We start from the raw sequence: 26,234 nt of genomic DNA, 5'->3' as shown, positions 1-26,234 counted from the left end.
GCTGAAGAGCGCAACCTACACTCGGCTCGTCCTCTTCCGTCTGGGCGCTGTCCCGCCCGCCCCATCCCCGTTGCGGCGCGGATTTCTCGTTCAGATCGGGCCAGTCTCGCCACCGGCCCTGCACCACAAAGGAGTGTCCATGAAGCGAATCCTGACCGCCACCCTCGCCCTGACCCTCGGCGCCACACACGCGCAGAAGGTCGACACCATCACCATCGGCGTGGCCGTGGCGCAGACGAGCAACACCGCCCTGCTGGGCCAGGAGCAGGTCATCGGCGCGAAGTTCGCCGAGAAGTTCCTGAATGCCCGTGGCGGCATCAACGGCACGCCGTTCAAGCTGGTCTTCCAGGACACCGGCGGCGACGAGGCCGGCACCATCAACGCCTTTCAGAACCTGATCACCAAGGATCGGGTCGTGGGCATCGTCGGTCCCACGCTCTCGCAGCAGGCCTTCGCGGCCGATCCCATCGCCGAACGCGCCAAGGTGCCGGTGCTGGGGCCGAGCAACACCGCCAAGGGCATCCCGCAGATCGGGGACTTCATCGCCCGCGTGTCGGCCCCGGTCGCCGTGGTCGCTCCGAACGCCGTGAAGCAGGCCCTGAAGCTCGATCCGAAGATCAAGAGCGTGGCCGTGCTGTACGCCCAGAACGACGCCTTCTCCACCTCCGAGACGGGCACCTTCCAGGAGACCGCCAAGGCCCAGGGCCTGAACGTCGCCACCGTGCAGAAGTTCCAGACGACCGACACGGACTTCACCACCCAGGTCACGGCCGTACTGAACGCGAACGTGCAGCTCGTGATCATCTCGGGCCTCGCGGCCGACGGCGGCAACCTCGTGAAGCAGCTCCGGCAGCTGGGGTACAAGGGCCTGATCATCGGCGGCAACGGTCTGAACACCTCCAACATGTTCCCGGTATGCCAGCAGCTGTGCGACGGCGTGATCATCGCCCAGGCGTACTCTCCGGCGCAGCCCAGCGCCGCCAACCAGGTGTTCGTCAAGGAATACACGGCGCAGTACAAGAAAGCGCCCCCGCAGTTCGCCGCGCAGGCCTACGCCGGCGTGCAGGTCATGGTGGAGGCCCTCAAGGCCATCGACCGCAAGAAGAAACTGAACACCTGGGACCTTGGCGACCTGCGCGTGGAGCTGAACAAGCAGATCCTCGCCGGCAAGTACAACACGCCCCTGGGCCCCATCTCCTTTGACAAGGAAGGTGAGCTGAACCAGCAGGAGTTCTACGTCGCGCAGATCAAGATGAAGGACGCGAAGAACGGCTCGTTCGTGTACCTGAAGTAAGGCCGACAGGATCCGCTTCCGTCTCCGCCGTCAGCTTCCTCGCAGGCTGACGGCCTTGTCCTGAAGGAGCCCGCATGGAGTTCAGTCAGTTCATCCAGAACCTCATGAACGGCCTGGCAATCGGGAGCGTGTACGCGATCTTCGCGCTGGGATACACGCTGGTGTTCTCGATCCTGGGCATCATCAACTTCGCGCACGGGGCGGTGTTCACGCTGGGCGCGTATTTCACGTACACGCTGGTGGTCGGGCAGTTCGAGAACAACGGGCTGCTCAAGGGCATCAACCTGTTTCCGAACGGCTCACCGCTCTCCGGGCATCCGCTGACCTTCGCGTTCGCCACCCTGATCGGGGCGATTCTGGCCGGACTGGTCGCCGTGCTAATCGAACGCCTCGCGTTCCGGCCGATGCGGTCGCGCGGGGCCGATCCGCTGCTCGCGCTGGTCAGTTCGCTGGGAGTAGCGCTGGTCATCGTGAACCTGATCCAGCTGCTCGTCGGCGCCGAGATCTACAACTTCCCGTCGGACGCCTACGGCAGCACACCCCCGGCGCTGTCGTTCACGCTGGGCGGCAAGATCGTGATCATCCGCACCGTGCAGGTCATCATCTTCGCGGTCAGCCTGGTGATGCTGGTCATCCTGGGCTATGTGATCGGCCGCACCAAGATCGGCAAGGCGCTGCGGGCCGTCGCGGAGAACCCCACCACGGCGTCGCTGCTCGGCATCTCAGTCGACCGCTTCATCGTGATCACCTTCTTCCTGTCGGGCTTCCTGGGCGGGCTGGCCGGCACACTGGTCGGCACGGCGTTCGGGGTGGCCGGGCCGTACTTCGGGGTGGTCTATGGCCTCAAGGGCCTCGCGGTGATCGTGCTGGGCGGGCTGGGCAGCATTCCCGGCGCAGTACTGGGCGGGCTGGTCATCGGCCTGGCCGAGGCCTTCGTGCCCGCACAGTACTCGGCCTACAAGGACGCGGTGGCCTTCGCACTGCTGTTCGTCATCCTCCTCGTGCGTCCACAGGGCCTGCTGGGCCGCAGCGCGATCCAGAAGGTATGACACCATGACCGATTTCCTCGCCACCTACGGCTTCCTGCTGGTCACCATGATCCAGGCGGGCCTGCTGGGCCTGAGCCTGTACTTCCCGCTCCAGGCGGGGCAACTCAGCCTCGCCAGCCCTGGGTTCTACGCGCTGGGCGGCTACACCGCGGCGATCATGCTGACCAACCCGGCGTTGTCCGGCCTGCGCGACTCGCTCGGCAACGGCATCTTCCCACTGACGTGGCTGGTCGCGGCGCTGCTGGCCGGCGTGCTGGGCCTCGCGGTGGGTATTCCGGCGCTGCGGCTGCGCGGCATCTACCTAGCGCTGGCGACCATCGCCTTTGTCGAGATCCTGCGTGTGATCAGCCTGAACCTGACCATCACCGGGGGGGCCATCGGGATCTTCGGGATTCCGCAGCCCTTCGGCATTGCCGACCGCTGGCAGTACGTCTTCATTTTCGGGCCGCTGCTGATCCTGGCGCTGCTGTTCGCGCGGCAGCTCGAACGCTCGCGGGTGGGCCGGGGGCTGCGCGCCATCCGAGAGGATGAACTCGCTGCCGATGCCATGGGCGTGCCACCAACGCAGTACAAGGTGCTCGCCTTCGTGATCGGCGCGGTGCTGGCCGGCATCGTGGGGGCCATGAGCGCGCCGCTGCTGAGTTCGTGGAACGCCCGGCAGGGCACCTTCGACGCCAGCATCGCCACGCTGGCCTTCGTGCTGATCGGCGGGTCGCGCAACATCTGGGGGCCGGTGGTGGGCGGCGCGCTGCTGACGGCCGTGCCGGAGGTGCTGCGCTTCCTGGCCGACTGGCGCCTGGTCATCAACGGGCTGGTGCTGGTCGTGGCGAGCCTGTACCTGCCGCAGGGCATCGTGGGCGCGCTGGAGCGGCTGGGCCGTCCCCGCCCGCCGCAGCGCCCCGCCCCGGTGCAGCCAGCGGAGGTCAAGCCATGACCGCTGCGCCCGTGATCCTAGAGGCGCGGAACATGACCCGGCGGTTCGGCGGCCTGGTCGCCGTGAACGACGTGTCCTTCGACGTGCGTGAGGGCGAGATCTTCGGCCTGATCGGCCCGAACGGCGCGGGCAAGACCACGCTGTTCAACCTGATGACCGGCCTGACGCCCCCCAGCAGCGGCACGCTGAGCTACCGGGGGCAGACGGTGACGGGCCTGCAGCCCAACCGCGTGGCGGCCCTGGGCCTGAGCCGCACCTTCCAGAACATCCGCCTGTTCCGGGGGCTGAGCGCGCTGGAGAACGTGAAAATCGCGCAGCACCAGCGCACCCACACTGGGCTGTGGCGCGGCGTGTTCGGCGGCGCGCGGGCCGAGGAGGCTCAGGTGGAACGCCGCGCGTGGGACCTGCTCGACCTGGTGGGCATGGGCGACCGGGCGGGGGAACTCGCCGCGAACTTCAGTTACGGCGACCAGCGCCGCCTGGAGATCGCCCGCGCCCTGGCGACCGGGCCGCGCGTGCTGCTCCTCGACGAGCCCGCCGCCGGCATGAACACCAGCGAGAAGGGCCAGCTAACCAGCTTCATCCGACAGGTGCGCGACCAGTTCGACCTGACCGTGCTGGTCATCGAGCACCACGTGCCGCTGGTCATGAACCTGTGCGACCGCGTGGCCGTGCTGAACTTCGGGCAGCTGATCGCAGTGGGCGACCCCGCCAGCGTGCAGCGCGATCCGAAGGTCATTGAAGCGTACTTGGGAGGTGAGTGAGATGGCCCTGCTCGACATCGAGCACCTGAGCGTGAACTACGGCGCGATCCAGGCGGTGCGCGACCTGTCGCTGACCGTGGAGGAGGGCGAGGTCGTGACGCTGATCGGCGCGAACGGTGCGGGCAAGACCACCACCCTGCGCGCCGTGTCGCGGCTGCTGCGGCCCGTATCGGGCACCATCCGCTTCGCCGGGCGGGACATCACGCGCGTGCCGGCCGACGAGGCCGTGAAGCTGGGCATCGCCCAGAGCCCCGAAGGGCGTCAGGTGCTCGCGCGCCAGAGCGTACAGGACAACCTCGAACTCGGGGCGTACACCCGTCCGGCGGCCGACATGCGAGCCGACATAAAGCAGATGTACGAGCGCTTTCCACGCCTGGGCGAACGCGCCTCGCAGCTCGCGGGCACGCTGTCGGGCGGCGAGCAGCAGATGCTCGCCATCGCCCGCGCGCTGATGAGCCGCCCGAAACTGCTGTTGCTGGACGAGCCCTCCCTGGGCCTCGCGCCGATCATCGTGCGCGAGATCTTCTCGATCATCCGGGATCTGAACGCACAGGGCGTGACCATCCTGCTGGTCGAGCAGAACGCCAGACTCGCCATGAACGCCTCGCACCGCACATACGTCCTCGAAGCCGGGCAGATCACGTTTACTGGCAACAGTGCCGAACTCGTGAACGACGAGCGGGTGCTGCACGCCTATCTGGGCGGCTAGGAGGCCCACCATGAAGCGGAGCCGCTCCAGATCGGGGCGGCTCCGCTTCATGGGGAGGGCTCAGTTCAGCTCGTGCCGACGCGGGCCAGGCCGTCCTGGGCGGGCTTGTAGTTCGGATTGAGTTTCAGTGCCCGCTGGTAGTTCTCACGGGCCTTCACCTTGTCGGGCGCCATGATGCCGGCCCCCCGCTCGTAGCTCAGGCCCAGGTAGTACGCGTATTCGGGCGTGTTGCTGCCCAACGCGGCGGCGCGCGTCAGGTTGTCACGCGCGGACTTCAGGTCACCGCCGTCCAGGTTCAGGCGGCCCAGGTAGTAGTAGAACTCCGGGTAGCGCAGGGGGTCGAGTTTGATGGCGGCCGTCAACTGGGCATTGGCCGTGACCGTGTCTTTGGACAGGTAGCTGACCACTCCATACTCGCCGACGGCGTAGGCGTTGTCCGGAGCGAGTTTGGCGGCCTGCGCGGCCTCGGGACGGGCCGCCGTGACGTTGCCGCTCAGGGCCAGCAGCTTGGCGTAGTACGCACGGTTGTAGGGATCACGCGGGTCGGCGATCACGGCCTGTTGCAGGTAATCCAGCGCCAGCGGCAGGTTCCCGGTCGCGTAGTACATGTCGCCCAGGTTGTACAGGAAGATCGCGTTGTCGGGGTTCAGGGTGCTGGCCTGCTTGAACGCGTCGATGGCCTGCGGGCCGTCGCCCTGGAGTTTGTACACGTAGCCGCGCTCGTTCCAGACCTTGCTGAGGCTCACGCTGCGGTCGGTGCCCGTCTGGGCCTGCGCGAGCGTCTCGGCGTCGCTCAGCACCCGCAGCGCCTCGGCGAGGTTGCCGGTCACGCTGGCGCGGTCTCCGGCCCCGATGTACTGCTGCTGGTACGCCTGCGACAGGGCGATGTACGCGCTGATGTTGCGGCTGTCCACCGTGATGAGCTTCTTCAGGGTCTCGATGGCGGCGCTGTACAGCCGCAGCTTCACCTGCGAGCGGCCCAGGCCCAGCAGGGCGTTGCCGTTGCCGGGTTCCAGTTCGGACGCGGCGCGGAACGCCACATACGCCTCGTCGTACTTGCCCTGCTCGTAGTAATAGACGCCCAACGCCACGTAGTTCGCGGCGGGAATGGTTCTGGGCTGCGGCGCAGCCGGTACAGCCGGGGCTGGCGTGGTCTGGGCAGGGGGCGTGGCCGGTTGATTCTGGGCCGCGGCACCCAGCGGCGCACTCAGCACTAACAGGCTGATGAGGGTGGGGCGTACGTTCACTCGGAAACCTCCGTGGGGATCAGACGTAAGGGCGCTGGGATCCCCCAGCCCACGTCCTGCCCCGATGGGACATGATCGCATGATACGGGAACACACTTCAGGGCCGGGTGAAGTGGCAGTGAGGACAGCGGGCCGCAACCGGCCCTGGGCCAGTCTCGCTGCAGCGTTTGACGGTCATCTGACGAACACGTGAACCGCGAGCCCGACCGTAGTGGCCTGGCCCGCGTCCATAGTCAGAAGCTCAGTTTGTTGACTGGTGTTCCCTGAGCCCGATGACCATCCGGTAGCCGGGCAGCTGCTCCTGCCAGTAGGTCAGGAGAGTAACGATGAACAGGATCACGCCGAAGATTTCCAGGGATTCGGACACGGTGATCAGGGCCAGCATGGGAGCGCTGTCGAAGCCGTAGGCCTCGTCGATGACGCCCTTGACGACCTCCAGGCCCAGCGCACCGGACAGGTAGATCGCGCCGGACAGCACCATGCCGTTCCGGGTGCGGGCCTGGAGGTTGCGCAGGAAGGGAATCGTGGCGAGAAACACGAGCAGGGCGAGCGGGCCGAAGACCAGAATCCAGGCGTAGTGCAGGCCGCCGCTGGCGTGGCCGCCCATCAGGTGGCGCAGGATCGGCACGGTGCGGTCGTGCAGCTGCGCGAACTCGTCCAGGCCCAGGTAGCCGAACACGGCGCTGAGGCCCAGCCAGACGCGGGCGAACCGGTCGGCCTGCGCGCGTCTGGCCTGACCGATCGCCCACAGCAGGGCGCAGGCGATCCACAGGATCACCGCCGAGAACGCCGAGGGCAGGTTCGCCTCGCCGCCCAGGTCGAACAGGCTGGCCAGCAGGTCACGCGCGAAGAAGTCCGGAAGGGACAGCTTGGCAAGCTGTGTGACGACGCTCAGCGGAATCAGCAGGCACGCGGCCGTCAGCAGCGCGCGCACCAGGGTTCGGGCAGGGAGGGTGGTGGCCACGGGGGCCGTGAGTGGCAGTGGTTCGGCGGGTACGACCGGGCGGGCTGTGAGGGGCTGTGTCGTCATGTCCGTTCATCCTCCGTGGGTGATCTCGTGCGTCACAGAGGGCAGAAGTCCGCCCCCGGCCCGTTCATGACATTCCCATGATGAAGTGATGATAGGGGATGAAGTACGGCTGACCTACAGCACACCGGGTTCCCCCTTCAGGGGGCTGCTACAGTCCAGAGAAATGACGTTTCTGACGCGCCCGCCGACCCCGTTTCGCCGTCTGGGTCTGACCGGCAGCATCGGCGCGGGCAAGAGCACGGTGGCGGCCCTGCTGCGCGCCCGCGGCCTGACCGTGCTGGACGCCGATGAGCAAGCCAGACTGGTCACGGATGAACCGGAGACGCTGGCCCAGATCGGGCTGGCCTTCCCCGGCACAGTGCGTGGGGGCGTCCTCGACCGCCCGGCGCTGGGGGCCGTGGCCTTCGCCGATCCGGCCCGGCTGGCGCAGTTGAACGCCATCGTCCATCCGCGCGTGCGGGCCAGAATGGCGGCGCTGGAGACCCAGGCCGCCGCACGTGGCGCGCGCTGGATCGTGCAGGACATCCCCCTGCTGTTCGAGGGCAATCTGGAGGCCGGCATGGACGCCGTGCTGGTCGTGGACGCCCCGCTGGAGATCCGGGTGGCGCGCGTCATGGCGCGCAGTGGCCTGGGCCGCGAGGAGGTGCTGGCCCGCGACGCCCGACAGATGCCCGCCGACGAGAAACGCCGACGGGCATCTGTGGTGATCGAGAATGCCGGAACCCGGGAGGAGCTGGGGATTCAGGTGGACGCCGCGCTGCAGACGCTGGGGATCACTCCTGAGCTGCCCAGAGCCTGAATTACACCTGGGCCGTCTGGGCCACTGGATTCACCGGCTGACCGTTCTGGGCCAGGGCGGCCTTCACGAACCCGGCGAAGGGCGGGCTGGGCCGCATGGGGCGGCTCTTGAACTCCGGGTGGGCCTGGAGGGCCACGAAGAACGGGTGCCCGTCGATCTCAATGCTCTCGACCAGTCCCGCACCACGCCCGTTCATGCCCGGCGTGACACCACTGATGGTCAGGCCGGCGCTCTGCAGTGAGCCGGTGTACGCGGGGTTCACCTCGAAGCGGTGGCGGTGGCGTTCGCGCACGGTGCCGCCCTGCGGGACGCCATACAGCGCCGCGATAGTCGTGCCGGCGCGCAGTTCCATGGGCCAGTCGCCCAGGCGCATGGTGCCGCCCATCCCGGCCACGTCGAGCTGCTCGGGCATCAGGTCGATGACCTTGTGGGGCGCGTACTCGTCGAACTCGGTGGAGTTCGCGCCCGCGAGCCCGGCGACGTTGCGGGCGTACTCGATCACGGCGATCTGCATGCCCAGGCAGATGCCCAGGTACGGCACGCCGCGCGTGCGCGCGTACTCGGCCGCGCGGATCTTGCCCTCGATGCCGCGGATGCCGAAGCCGCCGGGCACCAGGATGCCGTCGGCGTCCCCGAGTTGCGCGGCGAGGTCACCCGCCTCAGCGAGTTCCTCGGCGTTCACCCACTTGATGTTCACGCGGGCGTCGTTGGCGATCCCGGCGTGCGTCAGGGACTCCATCAGGCTCAGGTACGCGTCGGGCATGGCCGTGTACTTCCCCGCGATGGCGATGGTCACCTCGCGCGCCGGCTGCTTGATGGTGCGCACGGCGTTCGTCCACACCCCCAGGTTCGGCATGGTGCGTTCCAGGCCCAGCAGGTCCTCGACCGCCTTGCCCAGGCCCTGTTCCTCCAGCGCCAGCGGCACCTCGTACACGTGCGACACGTCGTAGCTGGAGAACACCCGGTTCTCGCGCACGGACGTGAACAGCGCGATCTTGCGCGTGATCTCGGGCGGCAGTTTCTCTTTGCTGCGCACCATCACGATGTCCGGGCTGATGCCGTAGGAGCGCAGCGCCGCCACCGAGTGCTGGGTGGGTTTGGTCTTGAACTCGTTGCTGGTGCCCAGGTACGGAACCAGCGTCAGGTGCAGGAACAGCACGTTGTCCTCGCCCTCGTCGAAGCGGAACTGCCGGATAGCCTCCAGGAAGGGCAGGGACTCGATGTCGCCCACCGTGCCGCCCACCTCGATCAGCACGATCTCTGCGCCCGCCGATTCCCCCGCCGCGCGGATGCGGCGCTTGATCTCGTCGGTGACGTGCGGAATGACCTGCACCGTCTGCGACAGGTAATCCCCGGCGCGTTCCTTGCGGATGACTTCCTGGTACACCTGCCCGGTCGTGATGTTGCTGCCCGGCGGGATGTCCAGATCCAGGAACCGCTCGTAATTGCCGATGTCCAAGTCGGTTTCCGCGCCGGACGCGGTCACGAAGACCTCGCCGTGCTCGTAGGGACGCATGGTGCCCGCGTCGATGTTGATGTACGGGTCGATTTTCACGGCCGACACGCGGTAGCCGCGCGCACGCAGCAGGGCACCCAGGCTGGCACTGGCGACGCCCTTGCCGAGACTGCTGACCACACCGCCGGTCACAAAGATGTACTTCATGTTCACTCCGAGCGTCTGGCCCCCAGGAGCGGTGGGGTGGGGCCAAAATGAAAAACCGGGGCGCTCGGCCTCCGGGATTTCAGGATAGCACGCCCACCCCAGGGAGAAGACAGTCAGTTGGGCAGCTTGCCCAGGTTGCGCGGTACGGCCCCCACCGTGGTCACCGAGGCGGCGGCGTCGGTTCCCCGGTTCGGCACGATGACGTCCCACCGCCCGATGTGGCGCGAGACGGCCAGGTTCACGGTCACGCTGATCTCGCCGGGCTTCTGCGTCCACGTGCCCGAATCGTTGAGGTTGCTGAGGTCGAACAGCGGCGGGGTGCCCGGCAGGGCCAGCGTGGGCGGCTGCACGTAGTCGAGCAGCAGGCGGGCCTCGCCACCCGCCGGGGGCGTGTACGTGGCTCCTCCAGCCGTCGGCAGGGTCGCCATCAACGGAGCCGCCGCATACGTGCTGCGGTATTCGACCAGTACCCAGCGGTCGGCGTTCACGGCGTCCGGGCCGGGATTGTCCGCGCCACCGACCGCGCCCACCCAGGTCGTGCGGGGCAGCGGATAGTACGCCAGGAACTGGTAGCAGGAATCCGGGTCCAGCACGCTTGGCGCAATCACACAGGGAGTGCCCACCTGCCTGGGCGGGCGCACGAAGGCCACCACCGGCCAGGTGGTCTCCCCCACCCGCCAGGTGCTCCCGCCGGGCCGGGCGGTCGTGGCCGCCGCGCCCAGATTCAGATCCGTGTCCTGCGGGAAGACGTACACGGCCTCACGCAGCTGGGCCACCAGGTAATTCTGTGCAATCTGGCTTTCCTGCAGCAGGTCGTTGCGGCCCTGCAGATCCGTGGCGCTGCGTGACGATGAGATCAACAGGTCGCTGGCGACCGCCAGGATCACCAGCCCCAGCGCCAGGGCGACCAGCAGCTCGATCAGGGTGAACCCGGATCTGTGGGTTACGGGCATGGTGCCGGACTCACGGGCGGTCGACCAGCACGGTCAGTTGCGACAGCACGCGCCCGGTGTCGTCCGAGCGGGTGACCTGGACGCGCCGCAGCGGAGCACGGTCGGCCGGGCTGAGCGGATACGCCGGATCACACTGGCCGCGCCACGGCACGCCGCCCAGGTTCTGGCCGTCCGGATCGAGATCCGTGATCTGGATGTCCAGAGGTGGGAAGGTCACGGGCAGCGGCGTCTTCACGCACACCTGGTCGTAACGGGCCACGCTGAGCCACTCGCCCCGGATGGTTTCCAGCGCCCGCTGCGTGACCTGCGTGGCCGTCACCTGGTCGTTGCTGCGCCGCGTGAGCCCGAAAAAGCCGGTCAGGGGCGTCAGAACGACCAGCACGATCACGCTCAGCAGCGCGATGGTCACGATGATCTCGATGATCGTGAAGCCCGCCTGGGGGTCCCGTGGCCTGACGGCCGGAGCGGCCTGTCCGGGAACCAATGGGATCACCTCCGGGGCCAGCTGGACGGTCGTTCCCATACCGGGCTTGCCCACCTGGTCAGTCCTGCGTGGCACTGATCATCACCTTCCCTGTGATCCCCACGACCTTCACGTACAGCCGCAGGTCGGCGGAGGCAGGACTCTGCACTTCCCAGACGGCTCCGTCCGCGCCCAGCGTCCCGAAAGGAGGCCGGTACGTGACGCTGGGGCCGCCCTCGACGGCCGTGACGGTGACGCCGTTCGGCACGTCCAGGGCCTGCGGCGCGCCGGCACCGACCATACGCGTGTACCGGGTCTTTGCGCTGTCCAGGGTCAGGGTGCTGGCCTGGCCGGAATTCTGCGCGTCCGCGCGGCTGCGGCGCAGGTCACCGGCCAGCTGCGAGGCCGCCTCGCGCAGCTGGCTCTGACGCAGGCTGCGCAGCAGGGTCAGCCCGAAGAGACCCATGAGGATGCCGAGAATCGCCAGAACCACCAGGATCTCGACCAGGGTGAAGCCCGAGCGTGGGCCGTGCGGGTTCACGAGCCGCCCTCGCCGATCGAGACCGAGTCGCCCTGAAGGCGGATGCCCCGGCCATCGTCCGGCCCCATCTTCTTCTCCGAGCCGTCTGGCTGGGCGGTATATAGCCCGATGGTCCAGTTCTGCTGGGTGGGGAACGCCGGTGGAGCGTAGCCGTCGGCGGTGCGCTGGTCGTACACGAAATTCCGGCCGTAGCCGTGCGTGGGGCCGCTGGCGTCGAACTGCCCGAAGGCCCCGTAATAGTTCTCGATCACGCCGCCCAGCAGTTTCACGCTGCCCAGCGGCGTGCCCTGGTCGAAGCCCTGAACCTGCACGGCCCCCTGACTGGCCATCAGGATCGCGTCGATTTCGGGGTTCTCGCTCAGGCTGGGGCACGTGCCGTCGCCGCCGGGGCACCCGCGTGGACTGACCAGGTTCACGTTCCCGGCACTGGAGTACACGCCCAGGATGTTCGTCGCGTTCAGGGCATCGCAGGGGGCGGGGGCCGTGGTTGTGTTCTCGCCGCTGCAGGGCGGGTCGGTGTAGGTCAGGGAACTGGTCACGTTGACGTCGCCGCTGGCGGCCACGGTGATGCCCGCGAAACTGGCGATGCTGGCCCCCGCCGGGATCGGCTGTGCGGCATTCGGGCCGCCGTTCAGGTTCTGGATGCTGCCGCCCTGCACGGAGATCACGCCATTGAAGCTCGCCTGCGGACTCGACGCGGTGATGACACCTTCCGAGTCCCGGGCCGCGCTGACCCAGGTGCCGGAGGTGTCCAGCAGCCACAGCAGGCCATCCTGGCCGTACGAGAGCTCAACGGTCTTGCCGCCCTGCGTGTACGTGATGCGCTGGCGTTCCACGCCACCGATCAAGGCGCGGGACAGTCTCAGTTCCGTGACGTCCCCGCTGAGGAGCAGGCCACCCTGCCTGGCCGCCAAGTTCTGGTTCTGGTTGTTCGAGGGCAGCGGCACGAAGTCGGCGTCCCACTGCACGGTGCTGTTGAACTGCGGGGCGTTGTCACCGGACACGGGCGCATCCACCGAGGGGGTCATGGCCCCCACACCCACGAAGGCCTCGGCGGAGGCATCGAAATAGGCGCCGGGCTGAGCGGCGACTGTGCAGCCGTCCCCGGTCGAGCCGTCCGTCGCGGTGACGGCGCCGATGTCCCCATCCGGGCAGCCGGCGCTCGTGACCGGCCCCCAGAAGACTGGCTGGCCGCTGGCGTTCCCCTCGAACAGGAAATGCTGGTTGGTGTGAACCGGGCCGCTGAACAGCGTCCGGGCGGTGAAGTTGATGCGGTCGCCGCGATCCTCGGCGTCGGCGCTCTGGAAGTGGTGGTTGGTGAACAGGGCGTACTTCGCGAACGAGCCCCGGCCGATCCGCAGGTAGTACGTGACGTCCGACCCGTCGGTCGTGGCGCGCGCCCGGACGCGCTGCGTGGCAAGCGGCGTGATGCCCTGCGCGGTCACGGACGGCACGGTGAAGGTCAGGCGGTAGCCTTCCGGGTAGCGCCGCAGTTCGGTGGGCACCAGCCCGAAGGTGGCGTGGTAGGTGCTGCCGTCCTGACTGCTGCCCGTATAGTCCCGCTGGGCCGTGCCGGAGAACATGTTCATCCAGTAGGTCTCGCGGTCGCTGGTGGCCGTGTTCCGGAAGCCCTGCCGGGCAAAATCCGTCGCGCCGACTGCCAGATCGAAAAGGCCCACCTGCGCCACATTGCCCGACAGGCCCTGGGACGGGAACGTGCAGACCGTGGTGCCCGCGCGCGTGGCTGCTGGCAGCACCGTGACACCACACAGGTCACGGATGCGCGCGTCGACCACGGAGTTGCCCACGCTGGGCGGAATGCTGGAGGAATCCAGCAGGGCCTTCATGGTGCGCAGCCGAGCCTGCACCTGCGCCACACCGGATTCCGCGGCGTAGCGGGCCGCCAGAACGCGCTGCTGGTCGGCGCTGGAACGGCGGGTCGAGAGCGTCACCTGGGCTGTCACGGCCATGATTACCGCCAGGATCAGCATTACGAACAGCAGCGAGACGATCAGCGTCGCGCCCTGCGTACGGTGGGAAAACCTCATTCCCCGAGTATGGAGGAAGACTCAAGGAGCCCTCACACCCGGCTGGGGGTCAAATTTACAAAACCCCACATTCAGGTGTATTCCTGTCAGGGTTCTGTCAGAGGCCGTGTGCTTGCAACATCCCCGCGCATTCCCGACCGGTTTCGGGGGTTCGAAGGCCGCCCAGAGCCGTTTGAGCTGCTGAATGCGCCGCACGTTCAGGGGAAGTCCCGGTCGTCAGGTCGGGGCCGTATAGGTTGACCAGCACACGGCCCGCGTGAAGGGCCCGCCCGGAAGCCCGTGCTGCCCTCACCGGGCGCGGATGCGTTCGAGCAGCGCCGTGTTGCGCACCTCGCGCTGCCGGGTCGCGGCCGTCTGCCACGCGCTTGCGGAGCCCGCCGAGTAGAAGCGTTCGCGGGCACGGGTCAAGGCCGTGTAGACCAGGTTACGAGACAGCATGGGCATGTGCGCCTCGTGCAGCACCCCCAGCACCGTGCTCCACTCCGAGCCCTGCGCGCGGTGCACGGTCAGGGCATAGCCGAGTTGCAGGTTGAACAGTTCCGCTCCGGCGAGTTCCACGATGTTCCCGTCGAAATCCACGGTCAGGCGGCCGCCGTCGGCCTTGAGCACGGTGCCCAGGGTGCCGTTGAAGACCTCGTTGGTGTAGTCGTTCTTGGTCTGCACGACGGCGTCGCCGGGCCGCGCCTCGCCCTCACCGATGCGGACGCCGCCCTCGCCGGGGTTGAACAGGCTCTGGAGATGGTGGTTGAGGTTGTCCATGCCCAGTGGCCCCTTACGCATGGGCGTGAGCACCTGCACCTGCGACGGCCCCCCGAGTTCGCGCACCATCAGGGCCACGCGCCGCGCGCCGCCGTCCGGGTCGGTCTCCGTGAGGTTGAGCCGGGGATCTCCCCACTCGGGCGCGCGGCCGTGCAGCAGGCCGTGCGCGGCGCGGATGATGGGATTCTCGGCCGCCTGCCGGTACACCTGGGTCAAGCGGACGGTGGGCGCGGCCTGCGCCACGGCCAGCAGCGGAAGCCCGGCGTCCACAGGGGGAAGCTGATCGGTGTCTCCGACGAGCAGCACGCGCGCGCCGGGCGGCACCGCCGCGAGCAGCGAGAGCATCAGCGCGTCGCCCATCATGGAGACCTCGTCCACGATGAACAGGTCATAGGGCGCCGGCTCCAGGTGGTTGTGCCGGAAGCCCGCCGGGCCGTACCCCAGCAGGCGGTGCACGGTGCTCGCACTGCGGCCCGTGACCTCGCCCAGGCGGCGGGCGGCCTTGCCGGTCGGGGCGCACAGCGCGACCTCCAGGCCCAGCCGCTCGGCGAGGTCGGCCACGGCGCGGGTCGTGGTGCTCTTCCCGGTGCCGGGGCCACCCGTGAGCACCACCAGCCGGTGATCGATGAGCAGTTCCAGCACGCCGGATTGCTCCACGGACAGCCCTGCCGCCGCGCCCGCCGGAACGGTCCACTCCTCGCCAGCCGGGGGCGTGGCGATCAGCGTGCGGATCAGTCCGGCCAGCTTCTTCTCGGCGCGCAGCACATGGGGCAGGTAGATGCGGCCCTCCGCGCCACTCTCGCCGTCGAAGAGGGGGAGCTCGTCGGCGCTCAGGCGGCCGAGTTCCACCGCCGTGTCCACCGCCAGCCGCGCCTGGGGCAGCGACACGCGGGTGTAGTGCAGCACACCGCGCTCGGCCCGGTCGCGCGGCAGGAAGGAGTGCCCGCCCTGCTGCCCCGCCTGTTGCAGGGCGTACACGGCGGCGGCGGTCAGGCGCCGGGGATCGTCCATCGCTCCGCCCTGCGCCTGCCACAGCTTGTCGGCCGTCAGGAAACCGATGCCCTCGACCTCGGTCAGGGCGAACAGATCGGCGGTCAGGCGTTCCAGCGCCGCCTCGCCAAAGTGCTTCACGGCCCGCTGCGCCTGCGAGATGCTCAGGCCCAGGCCCTGGAGGCCTGCCAGCAACCGGCGTTCCAGGCCCTGCTGCGACCAGCTGGACGTCATCTTGTGCAGCGTGGACGCCGTGACGCCCGGCACCTGCAGGAGCTTGTCGGGTTCCTGCTCCAGGATGTCGAAGGTACCCGGCCCGAAAGTCCGGGCAATCCGCCCGGCGAGCACCTTGCCCACGCCACCCACACGTGCTTCGAGGTACGCGGCGATCCCGGCCTCGGTCAGGTCGACCGGCTGCGCCTCCAGCACCATGTTCAGCACGCGGTACTGATAGCCGTACTCGCGATGCTCCTCCATCACCACGTCCGCGCTGAAGGCGTCCCCGGCCTCCAGGGGCGGCATCACGCCGATCACGGTCGCGTCGGGATCCTCACCGTCGGCGTTGCGGATCTTGGCCGTCATGACCGTGAAGCCTGTATCCGAACGGAACCGCACCCGGTTCACGCCACCCGACACGCGCAGGGGCTCGGTGGCAGGCGGGGCAGGCATAGGCCTCAGGATAGCGGTCGGAAGCTCAGCGGCGGCACAGGTGGGCCGCCATGCGCCGCACCCACTCTGGACGGGCCTTCACCGGGGGTAAGGAGAGGGCGACATTCTGCGTTTCTTGAAGGCGGGCCTTCGTCATCAGGTTCAGATCGGACACGTACATCCAGCGAGTCTATCCTTATGGCGATAGTTTCACCATGAGATGGAGCCCTATTGCCATGACATAGGCTGCGAATACAAATGACATCAGCTGAATAAAGATGCAGTTCCACGAATTCCGTGGGCGGTTCCACAGGTGGCTCGGTGCAGTGGTCATGCCCGCAACGGATCGGAAAAGTTCTCGTCCACGCGGCAGCGCGGCGTGAAGGAGGTCAGCGCCGTTCTGGCGCCCCCAGCACATCCGGCTGGCCGCTGCCGTCCCGAGAGGTGGCGCGCAGCGTGCGCGTGCTGACCACGCGGTTTCGGCCCCGGTGCTTGGCGGCGTACAGCGCGTGATCTGCCGTGCTCATGAGCGTGGCGGCGTCGAATGGGAACACCGTGTGGTCGGCCACGCCCAGCGACACCGTGACCGGCCCCAGCGCCTCGCCCGCGTGCGTCAGGGTCAGCGCCTCAACCGCCCCGCGCAGGCGCTCGGCCACCCCTTCCGCCGCGAGCAGATCGTGTCCCGGGAGCAGCAGCGTGAATTCCTCGCCGCCGGGCCGGGCGGGCGTGCTGCCCCGCGGCGCCAGGTCGCGCAGTGTGGCACTGACCTGCACCAGCGCGGCGTCGCCCGCGTCATGGCCGAAGGTGTCGTTCAGCCGCTTGAAGTGGTCGATGTCGAGTGCGATCACGCTCAGCGGCGTGCCGCCCTGTACGGCATCGTCCACGGCGCGGTGCAGATCCTCTTCCAGCCGGCGGCGGTTGTACAGGCCCGTGAGGGGGTCGCGCACCGACTGCTGGAGCAGGCGTTCCTGAAAGCCCAGGCTGGCCAGCGCTATCGTCACCTGTCGCGTCACGGTGAGCAGCCGCGTCCGGCCCTCGTCGGTCCAGGCGCCGCCGGACAGCCCGGTGTCGACATGCAGCTCACCCAGCGTCTCGCCCTGTGAGATCAGCGGCGAGCATACGGTCGCGTCGCCGCCCACACCCGGCAGTGCCCCTTGTCCCTGATCCCCCTGGACGTCCTCCCCCCAGGTCAGCAGCGGCACCGGCCCATCCCGTTCCGGAGGCTGGTGCAGGAGCGTGCCGCGCGTTCCCGGCAGCAGGTCGGGCAGGGCGCGCGCCAGGATGACGGCGCCCTCGTCCAGGCTGCGGGCCGCCTGCATGGCATCGCTCAGGCGGCCCATGCGGACCCTCCACTCGTTGCGCCGCGCCAGGTCGAGGGCGTAGGCGTCGGCTTCCTGCCGCGCGACGTGCAGCTGCTCGCTCATGGCGTTGAAGGTCTGTGCCAGGGTACGCAGTTCGAGCGGCCCGCCCGCCGGCACGGTGATCAGGGTCTCGCCCCCGCTGATCCGCCGGGCCGCACCAGTTAACGCGTGGAGTGGCCGGATGAGCACGCCCGCCCCGGTCAGGGTCGTGACCACGCTCAGCAGCAGCAGCGCGCCGCCCGCTCCATACAGCGCCACGCGCAGCACCCGCAGGTGGTACACGGCCTGGGCCTCGCGCTGCTTCAGGCGCGTGGTCTGCCGCGCACTCAGGACGCGGATCTCGACGCGTACGGCGTCCAGCAGCTTCTTGCCGCGCTGGCTGGACACGATCAGGGCCGCCGCCTCGGCACTCGATCGGCGGGCCACGATTTCCGGCACGGCCACCTCGGTCTGCCAGCGGGTGAGCAGCTGCTGAACCCGGTCGACTCCGGCCACATCCAGCGCATACCCGGCCGCACGGTCCGAACCGAGCTGCGCCCGCAGGGTGCGGAAATCGTCGGGCAGGGCCCGCCGGGCCTCATGGTACGGGTCGAGGAAGACGACGTTCCCGGCGATCACGTAGCCGCGCACGCCGGTTTCCATGTCCAGCGCGTGCAGCAGCAGGCCGTTCAGGGTTTCGAGCTGCGTCCGGGTCTGGGTGGCCTGGGTGGTCGCCTGCACGCGGGCATCCAGGGCGCGCAGCAGGAACCCGAACGATGCCAGCAGCATGCACCACAGCGGCACCTGAAGCAGAAAGAGGACGCGGCGCAGCGGCATTACCGTACGGTAATCTGACAGTCCTGTCAGGAGTCTTCCAGTGGCACGGCGGGCGCGTCCGGACTCGGACGCCACCCATGCTATGTTTCTGGCGTAATGCGCGTCCTTCATACCGCTGATTTCCACGCGGGGCGGCTCCTGCGCGGGTACGACCGCACGCCCGAAATCCACGACGCCCTGACCGAGATCGCGGCCCTAGCCCAGTCCGAGCGGGCCGACGCCGTGCTGGTGGCCGGCGACCTGTTCGACACCGGCAACCCCTCGGCCGACGCCGAACAGGCCGTCTTCGATTTCTTCCTGCGGCTGCGCGACGCCGGGATTCCGGGCATCGTGATCGCCGGGAACCACGACAGCGCGGCGCGGCTTGCCTCGGTCGCGGGCCTGCTGGGCTGGGTGGGCATCCAGGCGGTGGCCCAGCCGACGGCAAACCCCGTGGACATGGTGCGCATCGTGCAGACGCGCAGCGGCGAGACCCTGACCGTGGGCGCGCTGCCCTTCCTATCCGAGCGGCGGCTGGTGAAGGCCGCCGATCTGCTGGGCGGCGACACGGGCGCGTGGCGGCAGAAATACCGCGAGGGCATGGGCTTTTTCCTGCGCCGCCTGGGCGAGGGCTTTCAGGCCGGGCACGTGAACATGCTGATGGCCCACGCCACCATGGATGGCGCGCAGCCCAGCGGCTCAGAGCGCACCATGCAGTTCGACCTGACGAACAGCTACACCCTGTCCGGGCTGCAACTTCCGGCCGGCGCGCAGTACGTGGCCCTCGGGCACGTGCACAAGCCGCAGCAGGTGTCGGACACGCCGCCCGCGTACTACCCGGGCAGCGTCATCCAGCTCGACTTCGGTGAGGCGGGCGAGAAAAAACAGGTGAACCTCGTGGAGGTGGACCCCGGACGGCCCGCCCGCGTGCACGCCCTGCCACTGGCGAGCGGCCGGGAACTGCGCACCCTGCGCGTGGAACTGGAGCACGTCGAGGCCCGCCTGAGCGCCCTCAGGGGCTTCGAGGGCCTGCTGAAGGTCATCGTGAAGGCCCCGGCCGGCACGGCTCTGCCTGGCCTGAAAGACCGCGTGCTGAAGATCATGCCGAACACCCTGGCCGTGGAACTCGACGCGCAGCAGGACGACCTCGCGATCCCCGAACTGAAGCGCGAGGGCCTGAGCCTGATGGAGCTGTACGAGCGCTACCACCGCGAACGCCGGGGCGAACTGCCGGACGACCTACGCGCCGCGTTCAAGGAGGCCGACGAGGCCGCCCGCACCGAGGACGTCGCGTGAGGGCAGGACTTGGGCGGATGCTGAAGGCTTCATGCGTCCGCTGAAGCTGGAGGTTCAGGGCTTCACGGCCTTCCGGCAGTTCACGACGCTGGATTTCGCGGATCTGGAACTGTTCGCGCTGGTCGGGCCGACTGGCAGCGGGAAGTCCAGCCTGCTCGACGCGATGACCTTCGCGTTGTACGGGCAGACGGCGCGGCTGGGCGGAGCCGGACTGGACGCCCTGATCTCGCAGGGCGAGCGGGGCCTGTCGGCCTCCCTGACCTTCGAGGTGAGCGGCGCCACGTACCGCGCGTCGCGCACCAAGGGCCGCAAGCAGGCCGAGAACGAGGTGCGCTTCGAGCACCTGGACGAGCAGGGGCGCTGGACGAACCTCTCGGAGGGCAGCGGAGGCGTCAAGGGCATCTCCGAGCGCATCCGTAGAGCGGTGGGCCTGGATTTCGACACCTTCCGCCGCAGCGTCATGCTTCCGCAGGGCGAGTTCTCGCGCCTGCTGCTGGGCAAACCCGCCGACCGGCAGGCGCTGCTGGGGGAACTGACGGGCCTGGATCACGTGCAGGGCATGCAGAAGGTCGCGTCGGACCGCGCGAAGGAGCTCAAGCATGAGTCCGCCAGCCTGAACTCCGTGCTGGAGAGCGAGTACGCGGGCGTCACGCCGGACGCCCTGGCCACCCTGCGCCGGGAACGCGAGGTGCTGAGCGGAGAGGCTGAACGCCTGACCGACGAACGCGAGCGCCTCCAGACGGCCCTGACGCGCCTGCGTGACCTGGAGAAGGTCTGGCGGCAGCGGGAGGACACGGCCCGCCGCATGACCACGCTGCAAGCGCGGGCGCTCAGCATCCAGGATGGAGCCGAGCGGGCCGTCCGGGCCCGCCGCGTGGCCGGGGTGCTTCCCCTGCTGGACGCCGCCGAACGGGCCAGGATTGCGCAGGAACGCGAGGCCCGCGAGCTGGCCCGCGCGCAGGCCCAGGTCGAGGCGGCCGGCCGGGCCGCGCAGACGGCCACCGACGGCCTGACCCGCGCCCAGGCCCAGGAGGCCCGCATTCCCGAACTGGAAGCGAAGGCCGAAGCCCTGAAGGACGCCGAGGCCGACGCGGCCCGCCTGCGGCGCGGGGGTGGCACACCGCAGACCACGCACCCCCAGCCGCTGCCGTGGGACGAGGACGCCTTCCACACCGCCAGGGAAGCGGCCCTGAAGCTCGAGAAGATCAAGCAGGATCGCGTGAAACTCTCGGCCCGCCGCGTGGGCTTCACCGCCCTGAGGGAAACACAGACCACGGAACTGACCCGGCTGACCGAGCTGGAGCAGGCGCAGACGCGCGTCCAGCAAGAGGGAAAAACGGCGCGGGTTGCTTATCAGCAGGCTGAAGAAGCGCTGAGCGTGGCGCGGTCACATGCAGGCATCGCCGCCTACCGCACGCACCTGCATGCCGGGGAGCCCTGCCCCCTGTGCGAACAGATCGTGCAGGAGGTGCCGCCGGGCGACGACGTGAACATGGACAGTCTGGAACGCACTGTCCTGACTGCAAAGGCGGAACTGGAGGGCCGTCTGCTGCTGTACAAAGAAAATACCCTCCAGATCGACCACCTGAAGAAGGTGACCGCCGAGCGCGCCCTGACTCTGGCCGACACCGAGGGACAGCTCGTCGAGGAGGAGGAGGACAATCGATTGGCCGAGAGCCGCATCCACGGCGATCCCCAGACGGACGCGCTGCGCCTGCTGGCCTCGCTGGCCGAGCGCGTCCGCCGGGCGGGCAGCGATCCGGCCGGGCAGCGTCGGCAGCATCTGGCCGACATCCAGGCCATCCGGCGGGGCAGTCAGGAGGCGCAGGCACAGCTGTCCCGCGCGCAGGGCGACGTGGCCGCCGCGAACGCGACCCTCACCGCTGCCCGCGCGACCGCCGCCGCACGGACGGACGAGGCGCGTCAGGCGCAGACGGGCCTCGACACGGCCCTGTCCGCGCTGGCCCTGGACGCCGCACAGGCCCGTGCCGCCGCCCTGCCGGAAGCGGACATCGCCGCGCTGGAGGTGGCCGCCCGCACGCACGCCGCCCAGGTCGCGCAGCTCCGGGAAGCGCTGGCGGAAGTGGAACGGCACCTGGGCGTGACGCCCTTCGATCCGGCCCAGCTCGACCAGACGGGTCGAGACCTGACCGCCACGGACGCCGCCCTGAACGCCACCCGCGAGCGTTCCGGCGTGCTGGCCGAGCAGGAACGCACCATGCAGGGCCGCCTGGAACGCAAGGCAGACATCGAGGTGCGCGCCGCCACCGCTTCCCGTCACTTCGACACGTGGCAGACGCTGACCACCACCCTGAAAACCAACGAGTTCCAGCAGTTCCTGCTGGCCGAAGTCGAGGCGCAACTCCTGACCCGCGCGGGCATCCTGCTGCACGAGATCAGCGATGGCCGCTACCGCCTGGCCCTCCAGAGTGGCGACTACGTCGTGCAGGATTTGTGGAACGCCGGTGAGGTGCGCGGCGTGAAGACCCTCTCCGGCGGCGAGACCTTCCTGGCCTCGCTGTCGCTGGCCATCGCCCTGAGCGATTACCTCGCGGGGAACAAGGTGCTGGGCGCGCTGTTCCTCGACGAGGGGTTCGGCACGCTCGATCCGCAGGCGCTGGAGGCCGTGGCCGGCGCGCTGGAGAACCTCCGCACCCAGGGCCGCATGGTCGGCATCGTCACCCACGTCGAGAGCCTCTCAGAGAGGTTGCCCAGCCGCCTGCTCGTCACCAAGAGCATCGCCGGCAGTTCGGTTCACCGCATCGACGGGTAAGACCCTCAGCCACAGGAGACGGAACACCTACAGCGAGTGGCGTTGGCAACAGGGGTAAGCGCGCCTTGACCCAGCTTTCTGAGTTACCTGCGAGACGAGAGCAAAAGAACGGGAGCGTCCTACCCTGCCCATCTGAGGAGGAGAGCTGAGGCCTGAGAAGCCCTGCCCAACACCCCTTAGACGACCACTTCCTCCCGATCCAGCTTGGCGAAGATCATGCGCCCCACGCTGGTCTGCACGTTGTTCACGACCTGCACGCGCACGGCCTTGCCGCGGTGTTTGAGGGCATCCTCGACGACGACCATGGTGCCGTCGTCGAGGTAGCCGACGCCCTGTCCGGCCTGCTGGCCGCTCTTGGTGATGGTGATGGTGAGCGGATCGCCGGCCTGCACCTGGGGGCGCAGGGCAACGGCGATCTCATGGATGTTGATGGTCTGGACGTCGTGGAGGCGGGCAATCTTGCCGAGGTTGCTGTCGTTGGTGATGATGCGGGCGCCGGTTTCGCGGGCGAGGCGGATGAGTTTGTCGTCTGCGCCGGGGAGGGCCGGGTCGTCCCAGTCTTCGACGCGCAGGTGGTTGAGGTCGCGCAGGTCCTCGAGGATGCTCAGGCCGCGTTTGCCCCGGGTGCGTTTCTGCGGGTCGGCGCTGTCGGACAGGGCCTGGAGTTCGCGCAGGATGAAGGCCGGCGCGACGAGTTCCCCTTCGAGCAGGCCGGCGCGGGTGAGGTCGAGGATGCGGCCGTCGATGATGACGCTGGAGTCCAGCAGTTTGCTGCCGGGTTTGCGGCGCACCTGCGGAAAGGCGAGGAGGCCGAAGGCATCGGCGTGGCCGGTGGCGTAGGTGACGAAGAACACCGAGAGCAGAACCGTGACGGCGATGCTCCAGACCCAGGTGTAGAAGGGCAGGCCCTGCAGGAGGCTGCCGAGCAGGACGCTGAGGAGCAGGGCGACGACCATGCCGAAGGTGGCGGCGGCGACCTTACGCGGCGAGAGGGCGGCGTACCAGCGGCTCAGTCGGGTGGTGTACTGCAGGCCGACGCGTTCAGCGCGGGGCGCGAACAGCAGGGCGGTGAGCATCCCGGCGAGCATGAGGCTCAGGGTGTTGACGACGCCCAGTTCCTCGGGCTGGATGGCCGCCAGGGCCCGGCCCGCTCCGAGCCCGGCGAGCAGGCCGAGGAGCATGGTCAGGAGGCGGATGGCGAGCACGCCCCTTAGTGTACGCGCGGGCGGTGCAGGGGAACTAGGGACTTTTCGTGATGGTGCGTGTCAGGACGGGTTCAGCCGGGGCGCGGGACGGCGGGAATGGCCGGGTCGCCGAGCGGTCGCAGGCCGGGGTTCAGGAGTTGCAGGGCGGCCACGCCTGCGTACAGCACGCCGGCCGCCACCATGACCGCGCCGGGGGCGTAGTGCGCGGCGAGCAGACCGGCCAGGGCGGCGCTGGCAGGACTGGTGAACTGCGCGATCAGTCGCCGCACGCTGAACACGCGGCCCTGCATGTGGCCGGGAACCTGGGACTGCCAGATGCTCTGCGAGTGGGCATTCATAGCGGGCAGGGTCAGGCCGGAGATGAACAGGGCGGCGCTGGCAGCCAGCACGGTCGTGCTCAGCCCCAGGGCGATGAGGGCCAGGCCGGAGATGACCATGGGAATCAGGACGCCGAGCACCCGCACGCGTTTCAGGCCGCCCCACGCGCTGATGATTACGCCGCCGAGCACCCCGCCGACGCTCTGCACGACGCTGATGGTGGCAAGGGCCGCCTGAAAGGAGCTGCCGCGCGCGTGCCAGTCGCCGCCGAGGCTGAATTTCACGAGCAGGGGTTCGAGCACGCCCAGGCCGCTGCCGCACAGGTTCGCCACGGCGAAGGTGAGCAGCAGCGCCAGCAGGGGGCGACGCACACCGATGAAGCGCCAGCCGAAGGTCATGTCCTGCCGGAAGCTGCGGGCCTCGCCCACCTCGGGCCGGGCCGGTGACGGCACTCGCAGCCGCGAGAGCACCACGGCGGCCAGCAGGAAGCTCAGGGCGTCGATGCCGTACGCGAAGGGCACGCCATCGCGCAGGCTGGCGATCCACCCCGCACCGATCCAAACGGGGCCGCCGTGATCCCGCAGCAGGGCGGGAACGCCGATCAGCAGCGCGGCGGCGGCCGGGCCGACCAGACCCGACAGGCTCCAGATGGTCTGCATCAGGCCGTTGGCGCGGGGCAGGCGTTCCACGGGCACCAGACTCGTGTAGCTGGCATCGAAGGCCGACCCGTGAAAGGTGGAGACCAGGCCCATCAGGCCGGAGAGCAGCACCAGCGTCCACAGCGGCGTGGCCGCGCTGAGGAGCAGCAGCATGAGCGCCAGGGTAAGGGCGGCGCCCAGCACGTCGCAGGTGAGCACGATGCGCCGCCGGTCGTGCCGGTCGGTCCAGGTGCCGGCCAGCGGGGCGGTCAGGTCGCGGCGAGTGTCCACGCGAGAGCGGTGAGCGAGAGCGCGGCGGCCAGCTGCGGTTTCTGGCTGGCCAGCGGAAAGCGGGTCTGCGTGAGGTAGATGGTGAACGCGAAGCCCGCCACGGCCGACCCGATCACGCTGACCGCCTGGGAACTCCACAGCCACAGGAACGTGCGCCAGCCGCGCTCGGGTGGGCCGGATGAGGATGGGAGGACGCTCACAGCCTCCAGCGTAGGAGACGCGGGCCGACCCGAGCGATACGCCGAATGGCCCAGCCGGGTTCGCGTGACCGACCTCGCGTCCGAGGGCCAGCGATCCGGTGTCAGGGACGGGAACTGGGCGCGCTGGCTGACCCGCGACCGACCGTATCCGGTGGGCGTGACGGTTGAACAGGGCTACACTCGTGTGACTACGCCGGCCCACGGAACCGCCGTCAGCGTCGGGCGACGGCCCGGCACGGCAATGGGCCGGTTCGGAGGGTACGGTGGCCTATCTGGAGACGGTGCCGGTGGCACAGGCGCAGGGTGACGTGCGCGAGCAGTACGCGCGGGCGCAGGCAAACGCGGGCTACGTGCCGAATTACACGCAGCTGTTCAGCCTGCGACCGGAGGTGAATGCCGCGTGGGGCACGCTGCTCGGCACGATCCGGGGTACGCTCGACCCGCGCCGCTACGAGCTGGTGACGCTGGCAGCCGCCCGCGCACTCCGATCCTCGTACTGCTCGCTGGCGCACGGGAAGGTGCTGCGCGACGCGCATTACGCGCCGAGTGAGGTGCAGGCCATCGCCACTGCTCCGGACTCGGCCGGACTGGCCCCGGTGGACGTAGCGATCATGGCTTTCGCCGCGCAGGTGGCCCGCGATGCCCCCAGCGTGACCGCGGCAGACGTGCAGGGCCTGCGTGACCACGGCCTGAGTGACACCGAGATCTTCGACGTGGCCGCTGCCGCAAGCGCCCGCTGCTTTTTCAGCACCCTGCTGGACGCGCTGGGAGCCGAGCCGGACGCCGCGTACGGGGCACTGGAGCCCGGCCTGCGCGAGGCCCTGACGGTCGGCCGGCCCATCACTCAGCATCAGGACGTGCGCCTGCCGTGACTACGCGGGCGGTATGACGCCGAACGCGGCCCACGCGGCACGCAGCTCCGGGTGGGGGATGAGCAGGTTTGCCTGCGGGGAGGCCATCCACGTCAGCATCCACCGTGCCCCGGCCATCAGGCCGCCGTCGAGTGCGGCGCTCAGTTCGGCGTGGTACGGGGGAATGCCGCCCTGATCCCACTCCAGCTTGTCGGCCAGGAACACGACCAGATCGAGCGGCGTGGGCTCGGCGTGAAGGGTCGTGTGGACGCGGATGGCCTGGAGGGTCGCCGCGTCCGTCACGCCGTAGCGCCCTCGCGCCAGCGCCACGCTGATCCTCGCGTGTAGCAGCATGGGCACCTGCCGTTCCTCGGGCACCACGGCCACGCCGAGCGATTCGCACAGGGCGACCATGTCGGCCCGGCGCACGATGCCGCCCACATCGTGCAGCCACGCGGCGGTGCGGGCGGCTCCCGGATCGACGCCGAAGCGCCGGGCCAGGGCCACCGCCTCGCGGGCGACCCTGGGCACGTGCTCGCGCGTGATCTCGCAGCGGTGTGCGGCCAGCAGGACGTTCACGTCGGCGGCCAGATCACCGGCGTACGGAGGCATCCG

General features: G+C 69.0%; 23 protein-coding genes. 9 read left to right on the top strand and 14 right to left on the bottom strand.

The features are described from left to right. Positions 1 to 139: 139 nt before the first annotated feature. The 5 genes from E7T09_RS12880 (at position 140) to E7T09_RS12860 (ending at position 4,750) form a co-directional block, all read left to right on the top strand. Positions 140 to 1,294, top strand: coding sequence for an ABC transporter substrate-binding protein (locus E7T09_RS12880; protein ID WP_136389609.1), 1,155 nt, complete (start codon positions 140 to 142; stop codon positions 1,292 to 1,294). Between the two features lie 74 nt (positions 1,295 to 1,368). Further along, positions 1,369 to 2,343, top strand: a complete 975-nt coding sequence (locus tag E7T09_RS12875; RefSeq protein WP_136389608.1) for a branched-chain amino acid ABC transporter permease — start codon at positions 1,369 to 1,371, stop codon at positions 2,341 to 2,343. A gap of 4 nt (positions 2,344 to 2,347) precedes the next feature. Beyond that, positions 2,348 to 3,277 (top strand): branched-chain amino acid ABC transporter permease, encoded by a 930-nt coding sequence (locus tag E7T09_RS12870; protein WP_136389607.1) that lies wholly within the window; start codon positions 2,348 to 2,350, stop codon positions 3,275 to 3,277. Next, positions 3,274 to 4,041: an ABC transporter ATP-binding protein gene (locus tag E7T09_RS12865; protein WP_136389606.1), complete on the top strand. Its 768-nt coding sequence runs from the start codon at positions 3,274 to 3,276 to the stop codon at positions 4,039 to 4,041. Before E7T09_RS12870 ends, E7T09_RS12865 begins: the two co-directional genes overlap by 4 nt. Before the next feature lie 7 nt (positions 4,042 to 4,048). After that, the gene (locus tag E7T09_RS12860; RefSeq protein ID WP_370293949.1) at positions 4,049 to 4,750 is read left to right on the top strand and encodes an ABC transporter ATP-binding protein; all 702 of its coding nucleotides are present in this window, start codon (positions 4,049 to 4,051) and stop codon (positions 4,748 to 4,750) included. A 65-nt stretch (positions 4,751 to 4,815) separates the two neighbouring features. Here E7T09_RS12860 and E7T09_RS12855 read toward each other — a convergent pair whose 3' ends face one another. Continuing rightward, the gene (locus tag E7T09_RS12855; RefSeq protein WP_240741774.1) at positions 4,816 to 5,997 is read right to left on the bottom strand and encodes a tetratricopeptide repeat protein; all 1,182 of its coding nucleotides are present in this window, start codon (positions 5,995 to 5,997) and stop codon (positions 4,816 to 4,818) included. A 241-nt stretch (positions 5,998 to 6,238) separates the two neighbouring features. Beyond that, complete coding sequence (locus E7T09_RS12850) at positions 6,239 to 7,027, bottom strand: hypothetical protein (RefSeq protein ID WP_136389604.1); 789 nt, start codon at positions 7,025 to 7,027, stop codon at positions 6,239 to 6,241. A gap of 163 nt (positions 7,028 to 7,190) precedes the next feature. On the opposite strand from E7T09_RS12850, the gene coaE reads away from it, so the two are divergent. Then, the gene (coaE, locus tag E7T09_RS12845; RefSeq protein WP_136389603.1) at positions 7,191 to 7,826 is read left to right on the top strand and encodes a dephospho-CoA kinase; all 636 of its coding nucleotides are present in this window, start codon (positions 7,191 to 7,193) and stop codon (positions 7,824 to 7,826) included. 1 nt (position 7,827) lies between these two features. On the opposite strand, the gene E7T09_RS12840 is transcribed toward coaE, so the two are convergent. The 8 genes from E7T09_RS12840 to E7T09_RS12810 form a co-directional block, all read right to left on the bottom strand. After that, the gene (locus tag E7T09_RS12840) at positions 7,828 to 9,489 is read right to left on the bottom strand and encodes a CTP synthase (RefSeq protein WP_136389602.1); all 1,662 of its coding nucleotides are present in this window, start codon (positions 9,487 to 9,489) and stop codon (positions 7,828 to 7,830) included. A gap of 113 nt (positions 9,490 to 9,602) precedes the next feature. Next, positions 9,603 to 10,442: a PilW family protein gene (locus tag E7T09_RS12835; RefSeq protein WP_136389601.1), complete on the bottom strand. Its 840-nt coding sequence runs from the start codon at positions 10,440 to 10,442 to the stop codon at positions 9,603 to 9,605. Between the two features lie 10 nt (positions 10,443 to 10,452). Further along, positions 10,453 to 10,965, bottom strand: coding sequence for a prepilin-type N-terminal cleavage/methylation domain-containing protein (locus tag E7T09_RS12830; RefSeq protein WP_136389600.1), 513 nt, complete (start codon positions 10,963 to 10,965; stop codon positions 10,453 to 10,455). A gap of 19 nt (positions 10,966 to 10,984) precedes the next feature. Further along, a complete protein-coding gene (locus tag E7T09_RS12825; RefSeq protein WP_205747013.1) occupies positions 10,985 to 11,446 on the bottom strand; it encodes a type II secretion system protein in 462 nt (153 codons plus the stop codon). Then, positions 11,443 to 13,494, bottom strand: coding sequence for a DUF4900 domain-containing protein (locus E7T09_RS12820; protein ID WP_136389599.1), 2,052 nt, complete (start codon positions 13,492 to 13,494; stop codon positions 11,443 to 11,445). The genes E7T09_RS12825 and E7T09_RS12820 overlap by 4 nt, the downstream gene beginning before the upstream one ends. Positions 13,495 to 13,782: 288 nt before the next feature. Then, complete coding sequence (locus E7T09_RS12815; protein WP_136389598.1) at positions 13,783 to 15,912, bottom strand: ATP-dependent RecD-like DNA helicase; 2,130 nt, start codon at positions 15,910 to 15,912, stop codon at positions 13,783 to 13,785. Between the two features lie 25 nt (positions 15,913 to 15,937). After that, positions 15,938 to 16,072, bottom strand: a complete 135-nt coding sequence (locus E7T09_RS22460) for a hypothetical protein (protein WP_255578431.1) — start codon at positions 16,070 to 16,072, stop codon at positions 15,938 to 15,940. 208 nt (positions 16,073 to 16,280) lie between these two features. Next, positions 16,281 to 18,068, bottom strand: coding sequence for a diguanylate cyclase (locus E7T09_RS12810; RefSeq protein WP_168734833.1), 1,788 nt, complete (start codon positions 18,066 to 18,068; stop codon positions 16,281 to 16,283). Between the two features lie 96 nt (positions 18,069 to 18,164). On the opposite strand from E7T09_RS12810, the gene sbcD reads away from it, so the two are divergent. Next, a complete protein-coding gene (gene sbcD, locus E7T09_RS12805) occupies positions 18,165 to 19,343 on the top strand; it encodes an exonuclease SbcCD subunit D (protein WP_136389596.1) in 1,179 nt (392 codons plus the stop codon). Positions 19,344 to 19,374: 31 nt separating this feature from the next. After that, on the top strand, positions 19,375 to 22,116 hold the full coding sequence (locus tag E7T09_RS12800) for an AAA family ATPase (protein ID WP_136389595.1): 2,742 nt from the start codon (positions 19,375 to 19,377) through the stop codon (positions 22,114 to 22,116). A gap of 176 nt (positions 22,117 to 22,292) precedes the next feature. On the opposite strand, the gene E7T09_RS12795 is transcribed toward E7T09_RS12800, so the two are convergent. The 3 genes from E7T09_RS12795 to E7T09_RS22250 all read right to left on the bottom strand — a co-directional run bounded on the left by E7T09_RS12795 (position 22,293) and on the right by E7T09_RS22250 (position 24,768). Continuing rightward, entirely contained in the window at positions 22,293 to 23,321 is a 1,029-nt protein-coding gene (locus E7T09_RS12795; RefSeq protein ID WP_136389594.1) for a PIN/TRAM domain-containing protein, read from the bottom strand. Between the two features lie 71 nt (positions 23,322 to 23,392). Beyond that, a complete protein-coding gene (locus tag E7T09_RS12790) occupies positions 23,393 to 24,568 on the bottom strand; it encodes an MFS transporter (RefSeq protein WP_240741773.1) in 1,176 nt (391 codons plus the stop codon). Next, positions 24,547 to 24,768 carry a hypothetical protein gene (locus E7T09_RS22250; RefSeq protein WP_240741772.1) on the bottom strand — a complete coding sequence of 74 codons (222 nt, stop codon included), beginning with the start codon at positions 24,766 to 24,768 and terminating at the stop codon, positions 24,547 to 24,549. The genes E7T09_RS12790 and E7T09_RS22250 overlap by 22 nt, the downstream gene beginning before the upstream one ends. A 263-nt stretch (positions 24,769 to 25,031) precedes the next feature. Here E7T09_RS22250 and E7T09_RS12785 point away from each other — a divergent pair, with 263 nt between their 5' ends. Then, entirely contained in the window at positions 25,032 to 25,640 is a 609-nt protein-coding gene (locus tag E7T09_RS12785; protein WP_136389593.1) for a carboxymuconolactone decarboxylase family protein, read from the top strand. Here the strand turns inward: E7T09_RS12785 and yqeK are convergent, their stop codons facing one another. Beyond that, positions 25,641 to 26,231 carry a bis(5'-nucleosyl)-tetraphosphatase (symmetrical) YqeK gene (yqeK, locus tag E7T09_RS12780; protein WP_136389592.1) on the bottom strand — a complete coding sequence of 197 codons (591 nt, stop codon included), beginning with the start codon at positions 26,229 to 26,231 and terminating at the stop codon, positions 25,641 to 25,643. Between the last annotated feature and the right edge of the window lie 3 nt (positions 26,232 to 26,234).

The organism is Deinococcus sp. KSM4-11, from assembly GCF_004801415.1.
Classification (GTDB): domain Bacteria; phylum Deinococcota; class Deinococci; order Deinococcales; family Deinococcaceae; genus Deinococcus.
Note: the sequence above shows the minus strand (reverse complement) of the source record. Positions and strands in the feature narration are given on the sequence as shown.

Coding starts and splice junctions, on each gene's coding strand:
- E7T09_RS12820 (WP_136389599.1), bottom strand. CDS start 13,494: ATGAGGTTTTCCCACCGTACGCAGGGCGCGACGCTGATCGTCTCGCTG.
- E7T09_RS22460 (WP_255578431.1), bottom strand. CDS start 16,072: ATGTACGTGTCCGATCTGAACCTGATGACGAAGGCCCGCCTTCAAGAA.
- yqeK (WP_136389592.1), bottom strand. CDS start 26,231: ATGCCTCCGTACGCCGGTGATCTGGCCGCCGACGTGAACGTCCTGCTG.
- E7T09_RS12815 (WP_136389598.1), bottom strand. CDS start 15,912: ATGCCTGCCCCGCCTGCCACCGAGCCCCTGCGCGTGTCGGGTGGCGTG.
- E7T09_RS12850 (WP_136389604.1), bottom strand. CDS start 7,027: ATGACGACACAGCCCCTCACAGCCCGCCCGGTCGTACCCGCCGAACCA.
- coaE (WP_136389603.1), top strand. CDS start 7,191: ATGACGTTTCTGACGCGCCCGCCGACCCCGTTTCGCCGTCTGGGTCTG.
- E7T09_RS12880 (WP_136389609.1), top strand. CDS start 140: ATGAAGCGAATCCTGACCGCCACCCTCGCCCTGACCCTCGGCGCCACA.
- E7T09_RS12840 (WP_136389602.1), bottom strand. CDS start 9,489: ATGAAGTACATCTTTGTGACCGGCGGTGTGGTCAGCAGTCTCGGCAAG.
- E7T09_RS12875 (WP_136389608.1), top strand. CDS start 1,369: ATGGAGTTCAGTCAGTTCATCCAGAACCTCATGAACGGCCTGGCAATC.
- E7T09_RS12800 (WP_136389595.1), top strand. CDS start 19,375: ATGCGTCCGCTGAAGCTGGAGGTTCAGGGCTTCACGGCCTTCCGGCAG.
- E7T09_RS12835 (WP_136389601.1), bottom strand. CDS start 10,442: ATGCCCGTAACCCACAGATCCGGGTTCACCCTGATCGAGCTGCTGGTC.
- E7T09_RS12865 (WP_136389606.1), top strand. CDS start 3,274: ATGACCGCTGCGCCCGTGATCCTAGAGGCGCGGAACATGACCCGGCGG.
- sbcD (WP_136389596.1), top strand. CDS start 18,165: ATGCGCGTCCTTCATACCGCTGATTTCCACGCGGGGCGGCTCCTGCGC.
- E7T09_RS12810 (WP_168734833.1), bottom strand. CDS start 18,068: ATGCCGCTGCGCCGCGTCCTCTTTCTGCTTCAGGTGCCGCTGTGGTGC.
- E7T09_RS12870 (WP_136389607.1), top strand. CDS start 2,348: ATGACCGATTTCCTCGCCACCTACGGCTTCCTGCTGGTCACCATGATC.
- E7T09_RS12830 (WP_136389600.1), bottom strand. CDS start 10,965: ATGGGAACGACCGTCCAGCTGGCCCCGGAGGTGATCCCATTGGTTCCC.